A 20,809-nucleotide genomic window follows, 5' to 3' on the forward strand; every position below is an offset into this window, starting at 1 on the left:
CGGGTATCGCCAAGTATCTGAAGGAGCAGAATCCTAACGTGAAGGTGATTGCCGTAGAGCCTGCCACATCGCCTGTATTGAACGGCGGACAGAGCGGTCCTCACAAGATTCAGGGCATCGGTGCCGGATTCATTCCAAAGACTTACTCTTCAGAATTCGTCGATGAGGTATTGGATATTCAGAACGATGATGCCATCAAGGCAGGTCGTGACCTGGCTCAGACCGAGGGCCTCTTGGTAGGAATCTCATCAGGTGCCGCCGCCTTTGCAGCCACCGAGATTGCGAAGCGCCCAGAGAACAAGGGCAAGAAGATTGTTGCCCTCTTGCCAGATACTGGCGAGCGTTATTTAAGCACTGTACTCTACGCTTTCGAGGAGTATCCCTTGTAATTCACAATCGGATATTTTCTGACGAAAGCAAAATCTATCATAATTTCCCCAACCAGCTTTCCCATAGCAGGTTGGGGATTTTCATCGAAGGAGGCATAAGAACCATAGAAGACAGATGGGGGCACTATACCACCCCAATTTCTTCTGCAACTTGCTAGAATCTTGTATAAATTCCAGCCTTTATCATTTAAAAGATTCTAAAAATCAATAAATATTATTACGAGTTCCCATAGTGGGAACTCTCATTTATTTTATTTTTTCTATCTTTGCAAAAGATTACCACTTTGGAGGCGCCACGACAAAAACAGTAATTTGTGGATCTCTACTTCCGAAAGCCAACGGAGGCGGAGACAGGGGAATTTGTGTCCGAAGCCAAAGAGCGATACCAAACATCTTCTGCTCTGTTCACGGTGACACTATGACACGATGACACTAGTTTTTCAACTTTTCGCCTCGCACGCGGGCAGGCAGGAACTTTCGGCTTGATTTTTCCTGCCTGCCCGCGCGAGAGTAAATCTTCAGAAATCACTGTCATAAGTGTCACCCTGTCATCCAGAAGCAGGTTACTTCCGAATCAAAAGTCAAAGACTTACGGTGCAAAAGTCAGTCACTTACGACGCAAAAGTCAGTCACTTACGCCCCGTAATCCCCTGGCTTACGAACCGCAATCCAATCATAAAGCCCTTAAAAATCAAACAAGCCTGGCATTTAGAAGTGATACCAAGCAAGGCATGTAAAAGGGCTTACAAACACCAGAGCAAAGAGAATCTATGAAAAAGTATGAGCAACTGTGAGCAAGTATGAGCAACTGTGAGTTGCCCCTTCACCGATTTCGTATCTTTGCATTGTGATTCAGAGATACTCAGCGGTTCCAATCAGCAAGCTATAGTAAGGCGTCCCCATAGCAAGCTATCCCCAGGCGGTCCCATCCCGCACAACCATGGCAAAGACCGCTTTGATGTGATTTGATAGCCAACCAGCCAGGCATTAAAAAGAGAGTGGATTTGCGACAACCAGTTCCTATACAAAATAAGGTATAAGCTCGGGGAGGAATGAGTTTGAACAAATCGTCAAAGTTTAAAGAATACTAAAAGTTTCGTTTCTGCTTGAAAATTTCTTTTAAAATGCCTATATTTGCAATGCCGTTAGTAATGGCGGCAGACATAATGAGGTAGCAACTGCGCTTAGTTCGGACTGAGAATCTGGACAATTCGCAGTACACAAGAATGACAGTTCCAGTTGTCTGCCCAATATGTATACTCATATCCATCCCGCTTATGTGGGATGGGTATCTCTATTTAGTTAATTTTGCAACCGAATTATCAACCCAGTCTGAGTAACATGGATTCATATTCTGGAATTATCATAGAAGAAAGCAGAAGGTCTGAACAATTTTCAGACTTTACTCCTATACCTTGCAAAGGATTCAACATTCTTTGCAAGGCAAAGCGCTATGGCAGATGGTGGGTGCTCAAGGGGCTGAAGGAGCCATACCGCCAAGACGAAAACTACAAGAACCTGCTGCACAAAGAGTTCGATATCCTTATATCCCTGCAGCATCCCAACATCGTATCAGCCTACAGTATGGAAGATATACCGGAAATGGGCACCTGTATCGTGATGGAATGGATAGATGGTATCACGCTGGAACACTGGAGCGGTAGGAAGACTGAGGGAGAAGGAATCTTCCTCCAGCTACTTGATGCTGTGCATTACATCCATGCCAAGCAGATAGTACACAGAGACCTTAAGCCTTCCAACATCATGATTACCCATAATGGCAATCATGTAAAACTCATCGATTTCGGACTTTCAGATACCGATGACTTTGCCATCCTCAAACAGCCAGCCGGCACACCGGGCTACATCTCACCTGAACAGATTGTATCCCAACAGGCAGACATTCGCAACGACATCTTCAGCATCGGTTGCATCCTAGAAAAGATACTTCCAGGCAAGCCCTATACTGCTATCATCAAGCGATGTAAGGCACCCATAACCCAACGATATGCCAATGTTGACGAACTCAAAGCCGATTTCATAGCTCACAGAAACAGGCATCTATCCGGTATCAAGCGTATCGCAATCGCTGTTTTGGCTTGCATCATCTTATTAGGTTTCATCTGTTACCCTTTATTGCATCAGCAGGAAAAGAGCATTAGCACAACTCCTGAGCATACCGAAACCAAGAAGGATACAGTCATCCGCCAGCAAGCCGGTGATGCAGCCCCACTTTCAGAAAGCAAACATTCCCAGCAACCAGCAGCTGCTGAGCCATCTTCTGCATCCCAGTCGCAAACTGCCGAACTCATATCAAAAGGCCAAAAAGCAATCGACAAGATGTGGAAGGAATCTAGCATAGACACCATCCGTTCTATAGAAAGAAAGAGCGAGGCATTCTATCGGTTTATAGATAAGAGCAATGATTTCATCACGACCACTTATCCGCAGACATTCTCTAAAGACATCGTCGGCAGCAAGAAGGCAGACATCATCTACGAGCTGTCCTCTTATACCTCTGAGAGATATGTGAAGCCTACCTTATCGAGATTTCAATCTTCCAGATAATGCTCCACGATGATGCCGTTCTTCTTACCTATAGCGTAAGTAACCGGTTCATCATCTCCATGTTTCCAAGCATGGAGATAAGCAGGCTCATGATTGATGAAATGGCGGCACTCGAAGGTATCATCTTTCGACAATCTGGTATTTTCGGATGACACCACCTTGAAACTACCGTTTCCCTGATACCTGATGATGCAGGTTCTGTCGGGCAGCCAGGAAAGTTTGAGCATCTGTCCCTCATAAAGATCATCGCATGATATTTCCTTGCCAATAACCATCTGGCTCTGCTGCTCTCCCGTTCCTTGCGACAATCCAAACTCCTCAAAGTCCGCATAACCGAGAAAATTAGCCAGCACATTCTTGGTAAACTTACTGGCAGAAACCCCTTCGCTCACGTATCCCCAGAATCGTCGCAGCGTAGAAGCACTCACCCTCTGCTGGGTACGCTCCTCCACCTTTTCGCTCAACCAAGCGAAGTCGCGAGGCACAACCATCTTGCGCCCCACCATCTTTTCTATCATTTCACGTAATATCTGTTCCATGCTGCAAAGATACAGAAACAAATCCAGCCAACACACAAAAAGCCAATATTTCGACTAAAAACACCTCATATTTTGAACATGGAACGGAATGGAACGCTGAAAAAGCAGAAAAAACACCTATTTTTGCAAAAAAATCAGCTCACAATGAACAACTTTAGAAAAAAAATGGTATATTTGCAGTGCTGTTCTAAACAAGCAGCAGACATGTTAAGGAAACAACCATGCTTGGTTCGTACTGAGAATCTGGACAATTCATTGTACACAAGAACGAAGACAGAAGTTGTTCACCCAACCGTGTATTATTGTATCCATTCCGCTTCGGCGGGATGGACATTGATATATACCCTTTGGTGTGAGCTGATTTTCATTCTTTGTGTACAGGTAAGTCCAGAACCTTCAGAACAGAATGAAATCGGTTCGCACCTTTTTTGTGCCTAAGAATGAAATAACCCAAAAGTAAATGATTAGCTTATGGAAAAATTAGAAAATACAAAGCCAGAAAAGCTACTGATAGCCATCAGCGCATTAGGCAATCATGGCAAGACACTAAGTGCTACCAGATTGATAGAACTTTTAATTTCACATCGTGAAGGATGGCTTTATGATAGCCGTTCCATCAATCTCAAGAAAGAGCAACTGGCTATTCTACAACGCAATGGAACGGCAGAAATTGCAGTTATTACCATTGGTGATGGAGTCGATAGTAGATTTGAAGATTGGTATAATATTGTAGCAAGCATTCCAACTATCAAAATCATTGTTGGATGTTGTCGTACGAAACATGGGACATTCGCCTATCTCAAAAAATTTGCAATGACTCATCAATATACAATGGTTGTAACGCATCCATATTTTCAAGAGATGCCTGTTTTGCCTAAGGGTTCACCTATTGCAAACTATTGGAACGCAATTTTTGCAAACCATCTATTAGATATGATACATTTACACTTGTAAACAATATTGGGAATAATAACAATTAAAAACAAGAAGAATATGAAAAAGATTTATCTAATCATGATACTCTTCTTTGCGACAGCATCGGGAGTATTTGCACAAACTGCCAACATTGTCACCCTCATGCTAAAAGCCAAGTCTGGCGAAGCAGAAGCACAGAATGCTCTGGGCGAAGCATATTATGATGGGAAAGGGGTTACGGAAAATTTAACTGAAGCTGTAAAATGGTTCACAAAAGCTGCAGAACAAGAAAATGCTAAAGCAGAATACAACTTAGGCAACTGCTATTACTATGGCTATGGAGTACAATACAAGGACTATGGAGAAGCCGTAAAATGGTATACAAAAGCTGCTGAACAAGGATATGCAGAAGCACAAAACCAATTAGGATACTGTTATGAATTTGGCGAAGGAGTAGACACGAATCATAAAAAAGCCGTAGAGTGGTATACAAAAGCTGCTGAACAAGGACTACCTTTGGCCCAATGCAACTTGGGAGTCTGCTATAAATATGGCAACGGGGTAGAAAAGAACTTTGAAGAAGCCGTGAAATGGTATACAAAAGCAGCCAATCAAGAATATGCGCGGGCTCAATACAATCTGGCACTTTCCTATGATAAAGGCGAAGGTGTAGCTAAGAATGATTCGGAAGCTATGAAATGGTATCTCAAAGCGGTAAAAAACAATTACCCACAAGCAGCCTATTATTATGGTGAAATGCTCTTAGCGGGTGACAAGCAAAAGGGTGTAACAAAAAACATACCAGAAGGAGTCAAATATTTGCGCAAGGCAGCTGATCTAAAAAACCTTGATGCAATTCAGGTTTTGGTTGGTGCCTATTTATTGAAAATGGAAGGTAAGAATGATTTAGGTATTAGCAAAAATCTTTCTTATGCAGACTTTGTTAAGTATCTGAAAATTGGTGCAGAACAAGGAAATCAAGACATGAAAACTATTCTGGCCAATTTACCAAATTATAAATCAATGATAGCACAAGAAAAAAGTCTTGTAGCGAAATATGGACAGAGAGCATACGACAACATTAAAAAGGGAAAGGTTTATATAGGTATGCCAGAAGGTATCCTTACCGAATTCAGGACTTTTGAGACTGATGGTAGCAGATATCAAATGTACAAATACAATGGTCCTTACAGAGACTTAGTTGGTACTTATAAACAATATATCCCTTCCTATGGTCTCCGACTGGCCAATCTTCTTGGGAAGGTATTCCCTAGAATCGTAAAGGTTAGAAATGGAAAGGTTACAAATGTCATATATTAATAACATTATTAAGTGGACTCATAAAAGCATTACATTTATTATGAAGCATTCATTTTTACAAACATTAAGCACTACTTTTTCCTCTAAAATCGGAAAAAGTATCATTTTAGCAATATTCGTTATGCTAACAGGAAGCCCAACCTTCGGACAAGCAAGACGAGGCACTACACAAAAAGCCAATACAACAACTGTCACTAAGCCAAGCCCAAATTTGGTGAACGACTTTAACAAAAAAATCAAAAATCATTATTTCTTCAACAATAAGTCGAACAATAATGAGTGGGACATCGTATTCAAACCTGCTAATACAGAAGGAAAAGGCGGTGGAAATATCGTGATACCTATATCTAAACTTGGCCTGTCATTCTCATACAACATCACTGCAAACGGAAGCATCTATATCAAGATTGACAACGTCAAGATGAAGGAAGAGAAGATAACATGGCAAACTAATCCCGATGGGGTCATTTTAGAAGATCTATTTTTCCAATTGCAGAGCGACTCACTTAAATACGAAGAACTTGTAAATTGGAATCCAAACGAAGAGTCAGTTTACAACGAAGTCAATGAATTTGATAGAGTTGATGAAAAGCCATCTTTTCCTGGTGGTGAAAGTGCAATGCAGTCTTATCTGAACAGCAATGTAAATTATCCTGTTGTAGCACAGGAAAATGGCGTACAAGGACGTGTAATCGTAGAGAGTATCATAGAGAAAGACGGCTCCATGTCTGACGTTAAGGTTATTAGAAGTGTTGACCCGTCACTTGACAGGGAAGCCCTGCGTGTTGTTAAGGCTATGCCGAAATGGACACCAGCAAAACTAAAAGGAATACCTGTACGAACCAAATGTAGAACACCTGTCGTTTTTAGATTACAATAAGGATCTATACCCAAAACGGGAAAGTGGCTGCCATAAAGTGGTAATTACATAATTTCAAATTACAAGATAATGAAAAAGAAACATTTTTTGATTATGATGTTTGTCTGTTTCACAACAAGCATTACAAGTTGCTCCAACAACAAGAATAACAAGGAGGAGAATGGAATAGATTCAGTTGCCATAGCGCAAGCTAAAGCAGACAGTATTGCCAGATGCGATAGCATAGCTCGTGCTGATAGTATTGCAAAAGCAGACAGTATTGCTAAATCAAACAATTTGGCAGTAGGTATGTCTGTAAAGGAGGCATTACAGAAGCCTGGTGTCAAGAAAGATTGTGCAGATGCATTTGATGGTCAACACGAAGGAGATGCCTTGGTGTTGATACAAAACGGCAAGAAGTTTCTCACAAATGTTAGTTATCACATGAAGAATGGCTTTGCAGAATGTGATCATCTCAACTTTGACCTTTTGCCAGACAGTTATGAAGGTGACATCACTCTGGTTAGAGCCAAGGACTGTGCAGCATCCGCAAAAATTGTAAAGGAAATCAAATAACAAGCCTCATGAGACATTCTATTATCACAGCATTAGGCGTTTGCCTAGTCGCATCATTTACCGCCTGTGGCAACAAACAGACTAAAGATGCAGAAGCCGTAGACAGTACGGCAATAAAAGACACTATCGTTTCCGAAAAAGTAGAGCCACAAGTGGACTCTACAAAAATCTTTAGCGACACAGTTGCACAAAGAGGAAAAATGGTATATAAGGTAACACGCCAAGTAGAAGACGACATTGTATATGATGACGAAAGAGACTTGGATAAGAGCACATTTACTGAGTCATTGCGCATTACCTTCAAGAACAATGGCAAAGTCAGCATCAAGGAAACCTTGCAAGACGACGCCACTTGGAGTGGAGAATGGGAAGCGAATGGCTATGACATAACCGTTTACGCCAACGATTTAGTCCTACGAGGTACCGTTTCCAAAGATTACAAGACACTTGAACTTTCCTCAGAATCTATCAGCAAAGTAAGTTGGTCAGGTTCAAGGAAATTAAGACTTCAATAAACCAATTACACTCATGGCTTTCCTATTGATATAATAGCGAATGCCATGAGTGTTTTTTATTTTCCTCCTAAGAATAGTATCTGTTTTGAAAACGGACATTGAAATGCCATTTGCCACAAAAACACAAAGTAAACTACCGCTAAAATACAAAATAAAACACCGCAAAAATATAAAGTAACTGTAGAAAATATGATTTGCGATAAACATATCAATGGGAGACAGAGTAAAGGTTATACCTTTGGCTACATTAAAAGACATGAAAAAGCAAAGAAAAAGCTAAATTTTCGATAGAAAACTAAGAAAAAGTTTGTTTTCTATCGAAAATTATACCGTTTATACAAAGAGATCATTCATCCTGACCTCACTATTCACCAATCCACTATGCATATTCTGCTTCACCCCATAAGTCGTGATGAAAGTATGCAGCAATGCCTTCTTCGTCTTGGTCGCTACAGAGAAGGAAGACATCCTGTCACGCAGCCGCTGCTCATAGCTGGCATCTATCACAAACTCATCCTTAGCATATTTCATCTCACAGATATTGATAGCTCCATCAGCACGGTCTATCAGCATATCAATCTGACCTCCTCTCCATTCAGCACCGGTAGAATCAACAAAAGGACGGCAGGACCAGGAATAAACATTCGCCAAAACACCAGAAATACCCAATGCCTTCTTAATCTGTGGTATATGATGCAGGCATACCTGCTCGAAAGCATAACCGCTCCAGGCTGTTCTACTTCCCGAATTACGCATATTACTCCAGTAGTTCTTATCCTGCCCACTGTTATTCGCTACAAAACGGGTATAGAACAATGAGTATAAGTCAGTTAACTGATAAAGAGCATCCCTTTCGCTTTTTCCTATGGTAGAATACTTCCTGATAAAGTCACATTTCTTCAGATTCTCCAGAATTTCAGATAACTGTCCACCGCCTTTCAGTTTCAACTCATCCATCAATTCCTTACGTGTCATACCCTTCATTTTTTCTGAAAGCACCTCTACTATCTTGCGATAATGCTTGGAGTCATTAAAGAGAGACCGGAAAAGGAAATCGAATTCTCCACGTAATGGCGAATCCTGCGAGAAAAACAATCTGTCGATGCATACGTCTAACGGCACACCACGCTCCAGCATATCAAGATAATAAGGAATACCACCCAATATCATATACACATCCAATACCTGCTGGCGGGTAAGAGCCAGACCTTTCAGTCCGTTTAAGAACTGCTCTGTCTCGCCCAGAGAGAAGGGAGCCAGATAGATCTGCCGGGTTACACGACCATACAATCCACCCTTATCACCGATAAACTTAGCCAACATCCATGTGGTGGAAGAACCACAGACGATAAGTTTCAGTTGAGGGACCATAGATGCCCATGAATTCCAGAAATAACTGAAAGCTGCGATGAAATTGCTTTTGGGCGTATCCATCCAAGGCAACTCATCAAAGAACAGAACAATCGGCTCCTGCTGAGATAAGCCCGACAGATATTCACGTAAAGCAGCAAAAGCCTCAAACCAGGTTTTCAATCTCGGCACAGTCTGTTTAGCATATTGTGCCAACGCCATCCGAAACTGCTCCAGCTGTACCGCACGGCTCACTTCATACATACCTATAAACGAAAAGGCAAACTGGTCGTTGAACATTTTTCGAACCAGAAAAGTCTTTCCTACGCGCCTACGACCATAGATAGCTATCAGTTCAGCCTTGTTACTTTTACAACGTTCCTGAATGAGTTTCTGCTCATATTCACGTCCTATTATTCCGTTTGCATCCATAACTTTCTGATTTTATTTCATTTAAACTAAATCTTATCGGTGCAAAGATAAACAAAAAAAATGAAATCTGCAAGGATAACACCGCCCTAACTACCTTTTTTAACATAGTTAGGGCGGACTTATATGCGATAGCACCGCCCTAACTACCTATTTTTATATAGTTAGGGCGGTGCTATCAGAAAAAAGAAGCAGGATGGAAGACTGGTCCACCCTGCTTTTTTTATTAGAATACCTTTACGAAACGGTCGATATCGATAGAAAGGCCTACCGTGAAGGTGCGGCCTGTGGTCATCGCCGAACTCCAATAATAGTTCTTTGGCGTATAACCGAAAAGATTATCTACCGTAAAGTTCAGATTGATGGCATCCAGGAATCGCTGCTGGAGAGTGAACTTCCACAACTGATATGCCTGGTCATGCTTCTCGATATTTGTATCCGGTGTAGAAAGATAACGACCAGACAGAGCAGCATTGATGCGATAGAACGAACAGAGCTGGCGATCGTAATCTAAACGCCAGGTAGCGGAATGCGGACGAGGCTGGGAGAACTGGGAATCTACACTTCTGCCACCCACATGGAGATAGCTGTAGTCGAGTTTCACACCGAGTCCCATATCCGAACGGTACTGGGCACTGAAATCGATGCCGCTCACCTCTACTCCATCCTCGTTGCAATAACGCGAAGCCACATCAGGCTGACCGGTTCCTGGGGTATAATCAGCATAATCACCAGTCGTGATGCGCTTATCATACTTATTATAATAGCCCATCAGGGTAAGACTATACTGACCGGTAAAGAAACCGGCATTCTTCACCGTTCCGGCATGCTCCAGCGCCAGGTTGAAGTTATTGCTCTTCTCCGGTTCCAGATCCGGATTACCGTAAATCATCTGCATGCCCGCCATATCAAAGTTCATATACATCTCCTTGAGCGTTGGGGCACGGAATCCGCCGGCATAGTTGGCACGGATGGAGAAACCCTTCCACTTGGTCATCAGAGCCAGACGACCGGTAGTGGCATGCTGGCTGGATGCAGAGAAGTAATCATGACGAAGACTTGCCACGATGTTCAACCACTGCAAAGGATTGTAATCGAACTGGGCGAAGGCATCACATGAATTCTGATTCTTTGATTCATTATCCGCAAACTGATAGGTGGTAAGATAATCGTTTAGGAAATCTGCACCTACCGTCAATGTATTCTTGCCGAAGATATGGGAATAGAGGGCACGGACGGTGTTCTGACGGTTGGTATAATCGTGGTCGTGAGTACGCTCTTCATTCACATATCGAGCCTTGTCATACTGGTCGAAGCCGTAAGAAATCTCCAGATTATCATTCTCCGAAAGATTCATCACGGTCTTCAGTCCGGCAGAATAATCCATGTAATGATCATCATAGTTGCTGCGCTTGCTGATACGATTGAAATAACCGCCACGACCTATCAGTTTTACCTTATCAGAGAGCTTGTAGGTAAGACGCTCCTTCACATTGAAGGTCTCTCCACCATAGATATGGAGGATGTTGGATTCTGTATCGAAAGGACTGGTGAGCTGAACCTCATCCGATGTGGTGCGCTGGATGCTGGTCTGCGAATTCCATTTTCCGGCATTGAAGCTGAAGCTTCCACCATGGCGCCACTCCTTGTTGAAGTCGTTGTAGCGGGTATTGACATTGGCAGTCCAAGGCTCGCTGTTTTCACGGGAGATGATGTTGACAACTCCAGCTACGGCATTGGCGCCATAGAGCGCCGAAGCAGCACCCTTTACTATCTCGATACGTCCTACATTATCCAGATTCAGACGGCTATAGTCTACATTATCCATGGTTTCGCCAGCCAATCGCTCGCCATCTACGAGGAAGAGCACAGCGTTTCCACCGAAACCATTCATATTGAGCGAAGTTTCCTGGCTCATGGCATAGCCGAATTGCAAACCCGGCATCTGCTCCGTGAGGAGGTCCTGGATATTGGTAGCATCTGCTATCTTGATATCATTGGCAGTAATCAGACGGGTTACCACAGGAGCATCCTTCAGCGCCTTCGGAGTTCGGGTAGCAGTTACTACCACCTGGTCGAGTGCAGTAGCATCCGGCTGAAGACGCAAGACATGCTGCGCCCCTTTTCTCTCATCCGCCTTCAGAACGAAAGTCTGAGTCTGATAGCCCACAAAGCTCACCTTCACTCTCACCGCTCCGTCCTTGCTATAAGGAATGCGGAAATATCCATCTTCATCAGTTGTTACCCCACCCTTTGCATGCAAAATCTGGACGGTAGCACCCGCCAGAGGTGCGCCCGAATCATCGAGCACTCTACCCACGACATCGCCCTGGGTTTCGGCTTTCAGATTCAGGCACAATCCGCAAAGGATCAGGAATAGTGCGAATATCTTTTGTTTCATCGACAATTACTTCTTTGTTGCATTCGAAGAACAGTTCAAGACAAAAGGCATTTTACCATACTTTAAAACAAAAGTAATCTGCATTTTACCATCTTTTATAGTTGCTTTTATAGCAGTATTAGAAATAACTTTGCCATTTTCCAATGTTTGATCAAAACTGGTTTCAGGAATAGAATAAGTACCATTTGACTCTGTTACAGCAAGATTCTTCACTGTAATTGAAGGCAAAGCCATAGGGGCAGATCCAAATGCAGGAAGGATGATATTTACATGACTATCATCAACTTTTTCCAACTTAAAAGTTGCATTCTCCAATGGGTCCATATCACCCTGACCTGCCAAAGCAATAGACATTGTTTCACCAACGTAAGTACCAACAACCTGTTCTGCTGTTGCTGAAGAACCAGCACCATTATTGTCATCATCATCACTGCTGCAAGAGCTGAATGCTACACACATAGAAACCAAAGCCAACATCATGACCAGCATTGTCTTAAACTTTTTCATTTTTCTTTATTTTTCTTTTAGTTACAATAATATTTTCTGTTTGAGGGGATTTGCAATCCCCGATTATTTATCTTCCGGAACATAGATGATTTCGCCATTCTCCAGCTGGTAAGCGATGCCCACCTTCTTTCCCTTGTTGCCAGATTTATTGCTCTGGTCTTCAGAAGGAGTATAGCGATTGATCTTCTGTCCATCCTTGGTAATGATTTCCATATTCTCCTTGCCAGGGTTCTTCACCATCGTGAAGTTATCCTTGCTGAACATTTCCGTCATATTATAGCGCGAAACGAGTGCCACCATCAGGGCAAGGGCAAACACCATCGCCACATCGAAGAGGTTGCTCACTACGCTCATCGGATCATCATCCTCGCCATCATGCGAGAGACGACTTCTACGTCTTTGTCTCATATTCTTTTCAAGATGTTAAGGAGTTACTTTTTCTCATCAATCAGGTCTGCCATAAACTCGAGGTTATTCATATCCTCGGTGTACCAGCGGTTCTTGGTCTGCTTGGTTACAAAACCGATGCCTGCAGAGAACAATCCCACTACGGTGGTAGCGAAAGCCACCTGCATATTGTAAGCCATCGAAGCAATATCACCGGTAGAAAGACCTACCAGGGCAGGACCCATCGGAATCAAGGTACCCATCAAACCGAGCATCGGACCCATCTTCAGGAGTGTAGAAGGAAGAGAAAGATCCTTCTCTACAAACTGGGCATACTGGTCGAGGATGCGGTTTACCTGCGCCTTGCTCTGACGGTTGTCTACGAGTTTCTTCATATAGGAAACGATGACAGCCTGCTTGTTCTTTGGCAAGCGATCGCCCAGGGTATCGATGTTATCGAGTGTCAGGGTGTTCATCTGTTCACGAATCTCCGCACCCGACTTGCGCTTTACAAGATACTGTCCGAAGAAACCTCCGAGGAGCAGCAAGGCTCTGAGGAAGAAGAAAATCAACAAAATAATCACAGGAACCAGCATGCCTGTGGAAATCCAAAACAATACGTCTGATATGTAATTCATCTTTTTTTTATAATGTTAAATGTTGAATGTTAAATGTTGAGTTGGGGCTTGCGTCTTTACAGTTTCTGGCTAATCTTTTGCATTTTGATGCGATAGTAGCCCCATCCTATTGCCATACCTACGATGACGATGGCGATGACACCGAGAAGCGAGAGGGCATCGAAACTGTTGAATCCTGCCACCGCTGTCCTGCCATTCACCGTACCGATGATGCCCATCAATCCGAGCAGCACCTCTACCAGGAAAAGCAGTTCCAAGCGGATTGGTCGCTCCGGCAAGAGCCATCTCAAACCGTAGGTGAATACCGGAGTCAAAACCAGCAGCACTACGGCGAGCACCCAGGCTACCACCTGGAACGATACGCCAGGAAGCAGGAAGATGGTCATCACCAGAACGCTGAACAGCACTGGGAAAACCAGTAAACCCGGGAAATACTTCAGGAAAATGAAGAACACCCATTTGCGGCGACTCACATGTTCCGAAGTCTTCAGATCTACGTGGTGCACACAGAAAAGCATCGTGAGTGCCACGTCGATGCTCAGCAGCACTGCCATATCGAGCATCAGCTTCTGGTCGGCTATCCAAGCCGCAATCTGCGTCTTCGACTGCTCAATGGCGAATGGCCAGGTCATTCCCACGAAGAAGGCTACGAGCACCGAGATAATCATGATCTCCTTTACTCCGTGGAAGGTCTGCTTCAGCACAAAACTGAAGCAAACCAATATCATCATTACTAAAACTAATGTCTCCACTTTTTTAAAATGTTGAATGTTGAATGTTGAGTGTTGAATTATTCTTCACTCATCATTTTGCGACGACGTCGCAAATAAATCGCGAGCACAACGAACGCTACGATGACGATGACACCTACTACGATGCCGCTCACTACAGTGGTGGTCTTCTGAGCGTCCTCGTTCAGCGTCTCTTTCTTCATCACCATACCCTTGTCGCTGCTGTTCTTTGCAGCCTCAGCATCGCGGATCTGCTCTACATTCTGCTGATATTCCTTGGCAGAAGCAGCATCGGTCTTGCTGGCGATATAGTTGCGGAGCTTGGCATTGTTACAAACGAAACCAGAGCATGAAGGCTTATACTTGTTCACGGTCTCGGTATGAAGCTTGGCGATGTCCTTGAGCTGCTGAGGAGTAGCCTTCCACATTCCCTTGCGGGCACTCTCCATCATTACGGCGGTCATCTCCATCAGCGCAGCCGGATTCTGCTTGTCGAAGAACTCCTTGGTGCCGAGATGGTACTTGTCCTTGACATATACATTATATATCTCGTCCCACATCTCCTTGTCGATTGCCTTTGGCTTCATCACATTCCAGCCGTAGGTATTGGTTACGATTTCTGCGAATGTGCTGGCACTGCTGGCTCCACCCTTCATCTTCTCCTTGATATAGACCGGATTGAAGATGGTGGTTCTGCTCTCGATGCCGATAGCCTCCTTCACCTCCTGCATTCTCATATTGCTATGGTTGCGATAGTCGGCGAGATAAGCATCCGGATCCTTACCGGTTACGTTGCGCACTGCGAGGTTCATACCTCCCATGAATTCATATACGTGGTCGAGACTCAAGGCACCCCAAGTGTTGCTCTGTCGTGGCTGAACTACCACATCAGTACGGGTCAGCGCTGCCTCGAAAGCGGCCTTGCGAAAAGTCTCCCAGTTTTTCTCATCACCATAGAAGGCACCCATATTGTTCATATAGACCTCGGCAATCTGACTCTCCTTATCCCAGCGGTCGCCTGCGGTTACCATCTCCTGGATACCGGTGCCATAGTTGCCGTTTACGCCACCAAACACTCGATACATACTCACCTCGCGGGCCTCCTTTGGCGACATGCCCTTCTCTACGAGCACTCTTTCGGATTCGGCAACACCGGCTTTCACCAGGTTGTCGTACTTGTCACCCTTGGCATTTGCCGCCATCTCTATCGCCTTGTTGATGAGGAAGAGACGGGATGCAGCCAGGTCGCGGAGCTGACCGGAAGTCTGAACCACGACATCGATGCGAGGACGGCCCAACTGCTTGGATGGGATGAGACGCAGATCGGTAACACGACCGAAGGCATCTCTTACCGGTTCTACACCGAGCATATAGAGAATCTGAGCGATGGTAGCACCCTCTGTTTCGATAAACTCGCTGCTCCAGAGCGTGTAGCTCACCTTACGAGGATATTCACCCTTATGTCGCTCACAATACATCTTGATGGTATTGTCGCAAAGTTCCTTCGCCTTCTCCCAGGCATCCTCCGATGGCGTATTCTCCACATTGATGGAGAAGAGGTTTCTACCAGTAGGAAGGGTGTTCGGATTCACAATCAGATCACCACCAGGAGATGGAGCGGTAAAGCCGCCATTCAGGGCATTCATCAGAGAAGACATCTCGTTGAGCGGACTCTGACGGAGCGCCTCCGAATACTTGCCCACATTCTGCAAGGCATGCTCTACGGTAGTAATCGCCTGAGCCAGCTGAATCTGCTGACGGGTATATTTAGGTGCTTTCGACATCATCATACCCTTATCTTTAGAAGATTTTTGAGACGCCTTGCCGGCTTTCGCCATCTTCGCCTTCTTCAAATCCTCTTGATACCATTTCTGTCCCTTCTTGATGGCTTCCATCATCTTGTCAGGGAAGTGACCGGTCTGCTCCATCTTCTCAAAAGCCTCACGACTCATCTGCGGAACCTTCTTCTTATGAGAAACCTTGGCTGCACGGAGTTCGCTTACCGTACGGTGGTCCACCCTCTTCGGCTTCGCCTCCTTCGCTCCACCCATCTGGTCTGCCATCTGCATCATCATCTGGATAGGATCTGGAGCAGCCTGCATCGCCTCTACCTTACGAGCCATCTGGAGTTCGGCAGGAGTGATTCCTACATAACGGCAGATGTATTCATCAGAAACCGAGGCAGAACCCAGAAGCTGGGTCACGGTATTGCGTGCCTTGCTCAGATAGAGACGGTCGAAAAGCTGCTTGTGCTTCTCCACACCCTCCTGAGCACGACCTTTCAACTTATCTACTGCCAACATTCCGTAGGCAATAGGATCTGTAGCCATCGCATAGACACTGGTGCGGACATCATCATTATCGTATGGCACACCCAGAGTATAGAGCTTGCCGGTAATCTTCTCGTTTGCCAACTCTTCCGCAAAGTTCTCTACTCTCGCGATTTCATCTGCAGAATAAGGCTTGTTCATCTGCTTGGCATCGAGTCCCAGTTCTCGGGCGATTCCCATCTTCACGGTCAGTGCCTTCACCTTGAGCGACTGTTCGGTAGATGCCTTCTTCTCGTATGACTGAATGGCATCACTCAACTGCTTGTAGGTCTGTCGCAACTCGCTCTCCTTGAAAGGAGGAGTGAGATAGCTCTGGGTCTGGGCATAGGTGCGGCGCTTGGCAATCATCGCCTCGCCTACATTGCCGATGGTATATATATAAAGATGTGGAACCACACCAACCAATCGGTCACTCCAGTCGTTGCTGTCGAGTGCCACCTGCTTTCTCGGGGTATATTCCAGCGAACCGTGGGTTCCGAAATGGATGAGCGCATCGGCACTGAAACCATAACGTGCCCAGAGATAAGAGGCAACATAGGTGTAAGGAGGTGCCTGGTCGGTGCCATGCACAATCTTGAAGGAGTCGCCTCCCACGCCTGCCATCACCTGTGGAAGCAGAGCCACATTACCAAACTGCAGTCTTGCCACCGCCAACTTACCGTCATCGGTAGCCATATATTTGCCAGGGAAGGAACCATAGAGCTGATTCATCTCCTTGATCATCTTCTTAGACAAAGCCTTCTGGGTCCATCCGGCAAACTGCTGGGCGGTTACCAGGGCTGGATGTCCAGACTTCAGGAACTGGGTATAAGCACCCTCCGCATAGGTTCCGAAGACGGCACCCTGAGCCTGGATCATCTTTGCCAGTTCCTGAGGATTGGCTGGTAACTTGCCTACATTATATCCCTCATTCTTCAAGCGAACCAGGAGATTGTAGAGCGATGGAACCACTTCCATTCCCGAAGCGGTAAGTGCATTCTGCCCCGGACCCTTGAAGTAGAAGATGGCGATGCGCTTGTTGCTGTTCTTCTTGTTCTTCAGATTCACATAGCCCTGCACGCTCTCTACGAAACTCTCCATTCTGTCTGGGATGCCGTAAACCTCCTGCAAGCCCTCCTTGTTGATGCGCTGACCGAAAACCACGTATGGACGGATGGCACCATCAATCTCCGGAGTCACGATGCTCTGCGACATGAAACCGCCGTTCATTCCCTGCTTGTCGTTCTCCCACTCAGTGGTCAAGCGATTGATATTAAGAGGTGAGAACAGTGGAATATTCTTCTGCTTCAGGAACTCAACGAAGTAATCGCCCAGTCTGCCATGCGCCATATTTACTACGGCATTCGCCTGGATACTGTCGGCATGATGACCGGCGATAAAGCTCTGCAGCTGGTTGATGCGATACACCATGAATCCCTTCTTCTCGAAAGCCTTCTCCATATCAGGAGCCGCACCCATAAAACCGGTGAGCAAGATGGTAGGAGCACCTTTCTTATATAATCCGTTCTTCGCCAGGAAGGCATTGTACTCACGGATGCTGTTGAAACCCAGTTCATCACCCTTTTCATCCTTCGGGTCGAAATGAGTCAGGAGATAGTCTGGTCGCTCATCCACACGTTCCGGTTCTGGAGCCATGAACTTCTTTCCGTCGATAAACTTACGGATGTAAGCGAGCATACTGTGATAATTCTTCTTACTGCCGTTCTCGATGTACTGCATCAGATAATCTGCATCGAAGTTATCTACCGATACGATATTGTTGGCTGGGTTGGTAGCAGCATGAGTCAGGGTTGGCACCTTGTAGGAAGCCTCTTCCAACTGCTTGCGCTGGTTCTCATCAATTCGGAGTCCCATACCATTCACGATAATCATATCATAATCATCCAGATGATCGAAATCATCTGTCGTAATCTCACTCAGTTTAATCATCGCATTGTCGTTGGCATGCGAAATCTGTCCCAGCTCAATAGCCTGATAGTTGAGGAAAGCGATGCGGGTAGTACCCACCCAGGCAGAGTAAGCCTTCGCCAACCCTCCCAGAACGATCACAGCCAACAAGGCCAGGAAGATGTGTTTCTTTTTAATCTTTCTGATTTTTCCTAATTTTTTTTTCATATCTATTCTTTTTTTCGGGTTGCAAAGATAAGGCTTTTTTAGAAATTGTACAATACCGAGAAATTGCGATTTTCACATTTTTTATACTTAGAAATAGGTATCAGATTAAACGCACAGATGTAGTCAATACTGATAAGTAAGTAGTATTTTCAGGTTGAAGGAGATGGAAACGTTCAATAAACCGGAAAGAAGAGGGTGTGCCATAAACCAATGACACACCCTCTCATATATTTACAGACTTGGCATCTGAATATCAGGAATTACCAGATCAGCCTCATCTTCTATCTTGTTGCTAAAGAACATACAATAATATATAGGCATATAAGTGATTCCGTTTTCCGTATAAACCTTCTGCTCGTTGCTCAGCACCACAGCCTCATGAATATGATATTCCGGGGTATCCAGGAACTTATCAAGTGCACTATGCACTGTATAATCCTTACCCGACTTGATTTCCACAGGCAAGACTGTCAGGTTTCTGTAATCATCTATCAGATAATCCACCTCACCTTTCTGCTTGTTATCATAATAATGAAGCACATAACCATGGGCATGAAATTCCTGAGCTATGACCGACTCATATACAGCACCCAGATTCACACTCCGCTCATCCCTCAACACGGCATTAATATTCGTACCATAAAGAATACTGGTCAGTAACCCCACATCATTCATATAGAGCTTCAGCAAATTCTTGCTCTCCGACTCTATCAGCGGAAAACTCGGATTGCTGATAGCCTGCACCGACAAAGCTACTCCAGAATTCGTAAGATACTCAAATTCCTCAGCATAGTCGCTAAACTGCTTATGCGCTTTCAAGCCTTCGATATTCTTTACGATGATACGCTTTTTCTTATTTTCCATATTCGAAGGAATCATATCATATATCTTTCTGATAACAAGCTTGCGCTCATCATCATACTGCGATGCATCTATCTTATAAAGCGCATGAATATCCCGCTGAATACTGCGCACTTGAGCCATATTTCTATTTTCAAGAAACTTATTGACAGCATCAGGCATTCCTCCCACGAGCAGATAAATTTTAAACTGCTGGAGCATATAGTTATGCATCGACTCATTCAAGGCTTTCTTATCCAGAAAACTCTGTCGCATGCTCTCTATCGCCTTCTTTCCACAACCCATCGCCCACAAGAATTCCTCGAAATCGAGAGGATACATCTGTTGGATAGCGATACTGCCAATAGGCACAGAAGGGGTTTGCGACAAGGCGACACCCAGTTGGGAGCCACTTGCCACATATCGGTATTTACCATCCTCGTTGAGAAACTTAAGCATAGTCATCAGGTGAGGATAACTCTGTATTTCATCAAGAAACACCAAGGTATCATCCTTACTTCCGAGATTGTTACCTGCCATGGCACCCAACTGCAAGTAAAAGTCTTCCTTGCTCTTTACTGTTTTAAAGATGCCATCTCCCTCTTGGTCTGCCTTGAGATTTATTTCTACAAAATGCTTGAAAAGTTTCTTTCCCACATATCTTATCAGATACGACTTCCCTATCTGCCTTGCACCATTGACAAGCAGAATCTTCCGAGGTTCATGAAGGAGGAAATTCTCCAAATTATCTGCAAATTTACGTTCTAACATAAGCTTCTCATTTAAATCCGATACAAATATACTCATTTTCAGTTAATTACACAAACTTTTAGGACTTTTTCTTTCATTTTAGCCCTCAAAAAGAGGAATTATTCTGTTAAAATAGGGGATAAAAAGAGGAATTATTCCGTCAAAATAAGGAGTAAAAAGAGGAATTATTCCGAAATATGCAGAAAGAGCGTAATCACCATTACGGCAATCACGCTCTTTCTACTTATAAACATAAAACATTACGATGATGAAAGAAAAGCTTAGCAAACCTTCTTCTTCCGCTCACAATAGCGTTCGCATTGGGCACAGATGTCATATCCCAGCATGGCACCCAGGATGAAATCCTCCTCCGGCGAAAGCTGGCATAACGGTTTGGTGATTATCATGCGGATAGCATCCAGGCATTCCTTCTTACCAAAGAAGAGATTCAATCGGTCGTTACCAACCGGCTGGATGATATAATCAATGTTCTGACGCTCTAATCTTGTTATGGCAAAAGACTCATATTTCTTGTTGAAGGTGTAGAGCACCAGGCGGCGCACGCCCTTCTTATATTCATATATATGATTCATCAGAACCTTCAAATCTACTGGTGTTGCGATTTCCTGCTGCATACTATCCGAATTTAT

At 44.4% G+C, this 20,809-nt stretch carries 17 protein-coding genes; 7 read left to right on the forward strand and 10 right to left on the reverse strand.

Features of this window, described 5'->3' with window-relative positions; genetic code table 11:
• Positions 1–389, forward strand: a 389-nt coding sequence (locus ACWJAO_RS10895; protein ID WP_449140262.1) for a pyridoxal-phosphate dependent enzyme, incomplete at its 5' end; no start/stop codon positions are given.
• Between the two features lie 1,341 nt (positions 390–1,730).
• Positions 1,731–2,957, forward strand: a complete 1,227-nt coding sequence (locus ACWJAO_RS10900; RefSeq protein WP_449140263.1) for a serine/threonine-protein kinase — start codon at positions 1,731–1,733, stop codon at positions 2,955–2,957.
• Here the strand turns inward: ACWJAO_RS10900 and ACWJAO_RS10905 are convergent.
• Positions 2,942–3,496 carry a hypothetical protein gene (locus ACWJAO_RS10905; protein ID WP_449140264.1) on the reverse strand — a complete coding sequence of 185 codons (555 nt, stop codon included), beginning with the start codon at positions 3,494–3,496 and terminating at the stop codon, positions 2,942–2,944. The two genes, ACWJAO_RS10900 and ACWJAO_RS10905, sit on opposite strands and share 16 nt — an antisense overlap.
• A 471-nt stretch (positions 3,497–3,967) precedes the next feature.
• Between ACWJAO_RS10905 and ACWJAO_RS10910 the strand changes: the two genes are divergently transcribed.
• From ACWJAO_RS10910 to ACWJAO_RS10930, 5 genes are all read left to right on the forward strand, one after another.
• Positions 3,968–4,450, forward strand: a complete 483-nt coding sequence (locus tag ACWJAO_RS10910; RefSeq protein WP_218434126.1) for a hypothetical protein — start codon at positions 3,968–3,970, stop codon at positions 4,448–4,450.
• Positions 4,451–4,489: 39 nt separating this feature from the next.
• Positions 4,490–5,731: a tetratricopeptide repeat protein gene (locus ACWJAO_RS10915; RefSeq protein ID WP_449140265.1), complete on the forward strand. Its 1,242-nt coding sequence runs from the start codon at positions 4,490–4,492 to the stop codon at positions 5,729–5,731.
• A gap of 40 nt (positions 5,732–5,771) precedes the next feature.
• Positions 5,772–6,611, forward strand: a complete 840-nt coding sequence (locus ACWJAO_RS10920; RefSeq protein WP_449140266.1) for an energy transducer TonB — start codon at positions 5,772–5,774, stop codon at positions 6,609–6,611.
• 69 nt (positions 6,612–6,680) lie between these two features.
• Positions 6,681–7,166, forward strand: coding sequence for a hypothetical protein (locus ACWJAO_RS10925; RefSeq protein ID WP_144154609.1), 486 nt, complete (start codon positions 6,681–6,683; stop codon positions 7,164–7,166).
• Positions 7,167–7,174: 8 nt separating this feature from the next.
• Positions 7,175–7,681 carry a hypothetical protein gene (locus tag ACWJAO_RS10930; RefSeq protein ID WP_449140267.1) on the forward strand — a complete coding sequence of 169 codons (507 nt, stop codon included), beginning with the start codon at positions 7,175–7,177 and terminating at the stop codon, positions 7,679–7,681.
• Positions 7,682–8,014: 333 nt separating this feature from the next.
• On the opposite strand, the gene ACWJAO_RS10935 is transcribed toward ACWJAO_RS10930, so the two are convergent.
• The 9 genes from ACWJAO_RS10935 to ACWJAO_RS10975 form a co-directional block, all read right to left on the reverse strand.
• Positions 8,015–9,463 carry an AAA family ATPase gene (locus ACWJAO_RS10935; RefSeq protein WP_449140268.1) on the reverse strand — a complete coding sequence of 483 codons (1,449 nt, stop codon included), beginning with the start codon at positions 9,461–9,463 and terminating at the stop codon, positions 8,015–8,017.
• Between the two features lie 223 nt (positions 9,464–9,686).
• Positions 9,687–11,861, reverse strand: coding sequence for a TonB-dependent receptor (locus ACWJAO_RS10940; protein WP_449140269.1), 2,175 nt, complete (start codon positions 11,859–11,861; stop codon positions 9,687–9,689).
• 6 nt (positions 11,862–11,867) lie between these two features.
• The gene (locus ACWJAO_RS10945) at positions 11,868–12,368 is read right to left on the reverse strand and encodes a calycin-like domain-containing protein (protein WP_449140270.1); all 501 of its coding nucleotides are present in this window, start codon (positions 12,366–12,368) and stop codon (positions 11,868–11,870) included.
• Positions 12,369–12,431: 63 nt separating this feature from the next.
• Positions 12,432–12,776 carry a DUF2149 domain-containing protein gene (locus ACWJAO_RS10950; RefSeq protein WP_119228865.1) on the reverse strand — a complete coding sequence of 115 codons (345 nt, stop codon included), beginning with the start codon at positions 12,774–12,776 and terminating at the stop codon, positions 12,432–12,434.
• Positions 12,777–12,799: 23 nt separating this feature from the next.
• The gene (locus ACWJAO_RS10955) at positions 12,800–13,393 is read right to left on the reverse strand and encodes a MotA/TolQ/ExbB proton channel family protein (protein ID WP_449140271.1); all 594 of its coding nucleotides are present in this window, start codon (positions 13,391–13,393) and stop codon (positions 12,800–12,802) included.
• A 56-nt stretch (positions 13,394–13,449) separates the two neighbouring features.
• Positions 13,450–14,145 (reverse strand): hypothetical protein, encoded by a 696-nt coding sequence (locus ACWJAO_RS10960; protein WP_228113418.1) that lies wholly within the window; start codon positions 14,143–14,145, stop codon positions 13,450–13,452.
• Positions 14,146–14,183: 38 nt separating this feature from the next.
• Positions 14,184–18,539 (reverse strand): cobaltochelatase subunit CobN, encoded by a 4,356-nt coding sequence (locus ACWJAO_RS10965; RefSeq protein ID WP_449140278.1) that lies wholly within the window; start codon positions 18,537–18,539, stop codon positions 14,184–14,186.
• A gap of 261 nt (positions 18,540–18,800) precedes the next feature.
• A complete protein-coding gene (locus ACWJAO_RS10970) occupies positions 18,801–20,180 on the reverse strand; it encodes an ATP-binding protein (RefSeq protein WP_449140272.1) in 1,380 nt (459 codons plus the stop codon).
• A gap of 260 nt (positions 20,181–20,440) precedes the next feature.
• Positions 20,441–20,794, reverse strand: a complete 354-nt coding sequence (locus tag ACWJAO_RS10975; protein ID WP_449140273.1) for a DUF2023 family protein — start codon at positions 20,792–20,794, stop codon at positions 20,441–20,443.
• Between the last annotated feature and the right edge of the window lie 15 nt (positions 20,795–20,809).

This window comes from Segatella sp. (assembly GCF_977051555.1).

Coding starts and splice junctions, on each gene's coding strand:
- ACWJAO_RS10940 (WP_449140269.1), bottom strand. CDS start 11,861: ATGAAACAAAAGATATTCGCACTATTCCTGATCCTTTGCGGATTGTGC.
- ACWJAO_RS10950 (WP_119228865.1), bottom strand. CDS start 12,776: ATGAGACAAAGACGTAGAAGTCGTCTCTCGCATGATGGCGAGGATGAT.
- ACWJAO_RS10900 (WP_449140263.1), top strand. CDS start 1,731: ATGGATTCATATTCTGGAATTATCATAGAAGAAAGCAGAAGGTCTGAA.
- ACWJAO_RS10915 (WP_449140265.1), top strand. CDS start 4,490: ATGAAAAAGATTTATCTAATCATGATACTCTTCTTTGCGACAGCATCG.
- ACWJAO_RS10905 (WP_449140264.1), bottom strand. CDS start 3,496: ATGGAACAGATATTACGTGAAATGATAGAAAAGATGGTGGGGCGCAAG.
- ACWJAO_RS10925 (WP_144154609.1), top strand. CDS start 6,681: ATGAAAAAGAAACATTTTTTGATTATGATGTTTGTCTGTTTCACAACA.
- ACWJAO_RS10910 (WP_218434126.1), top strand. CDS start 3,968: ATGGAAAAATTAGAAAATACAAAGCCAGAAAAGCTACTGATAGCCATC.
- ACWJAO_RS10975 (WP_449140273.1), bottom strand. CDS start 20,794: ATGCAGCAGGAAATCGCAACACCAGTAGATTTGAAGGTTCTGATGAAT.
- ACWJAO_RS10935 (WP_449140268.1), bottom strand. CDS start 9,463: ATGGATGCAAACGGAATAATAGGACGTGAATATGAGCAGAAACTCATT.
- ACWJAO_RS10945 (WP_449140270.1), bottom strand. CDS start 12,368: ATGAAAAAGTTTAAGACAATGCTGGTCATGATGTTGGCTTTGGTTTCT.
- ACWJAO_RS10930 (WP_449140267.1), top strand. CDS start 7,175: ATGAGACATTCTATTATCACAGCATTAGGCGTTTGCCTAGTCGCATCA.
- ACWJAO_RS10955 (WP_449140271.1), bottom strand. CDS start 13,393: ATGAATTACATATCAGACGTATTGTTTTGGATTTCCACAGGCATGCTG.
- ACWJAO_RS10920 (WP_449140266.1), top strand. CDS start 5,772: ATGAAGCATTCATTTTTACAAACATTAAGCACTACTTTTTCCTCTAAA.
- ACWJAO_RS10970 (WP_449140272.1), bottom strand. CDS start 20,180: ATGTTAGAACGTAAATTTGCAGATAATTTGGAGAATTTCCTCCTTCAT.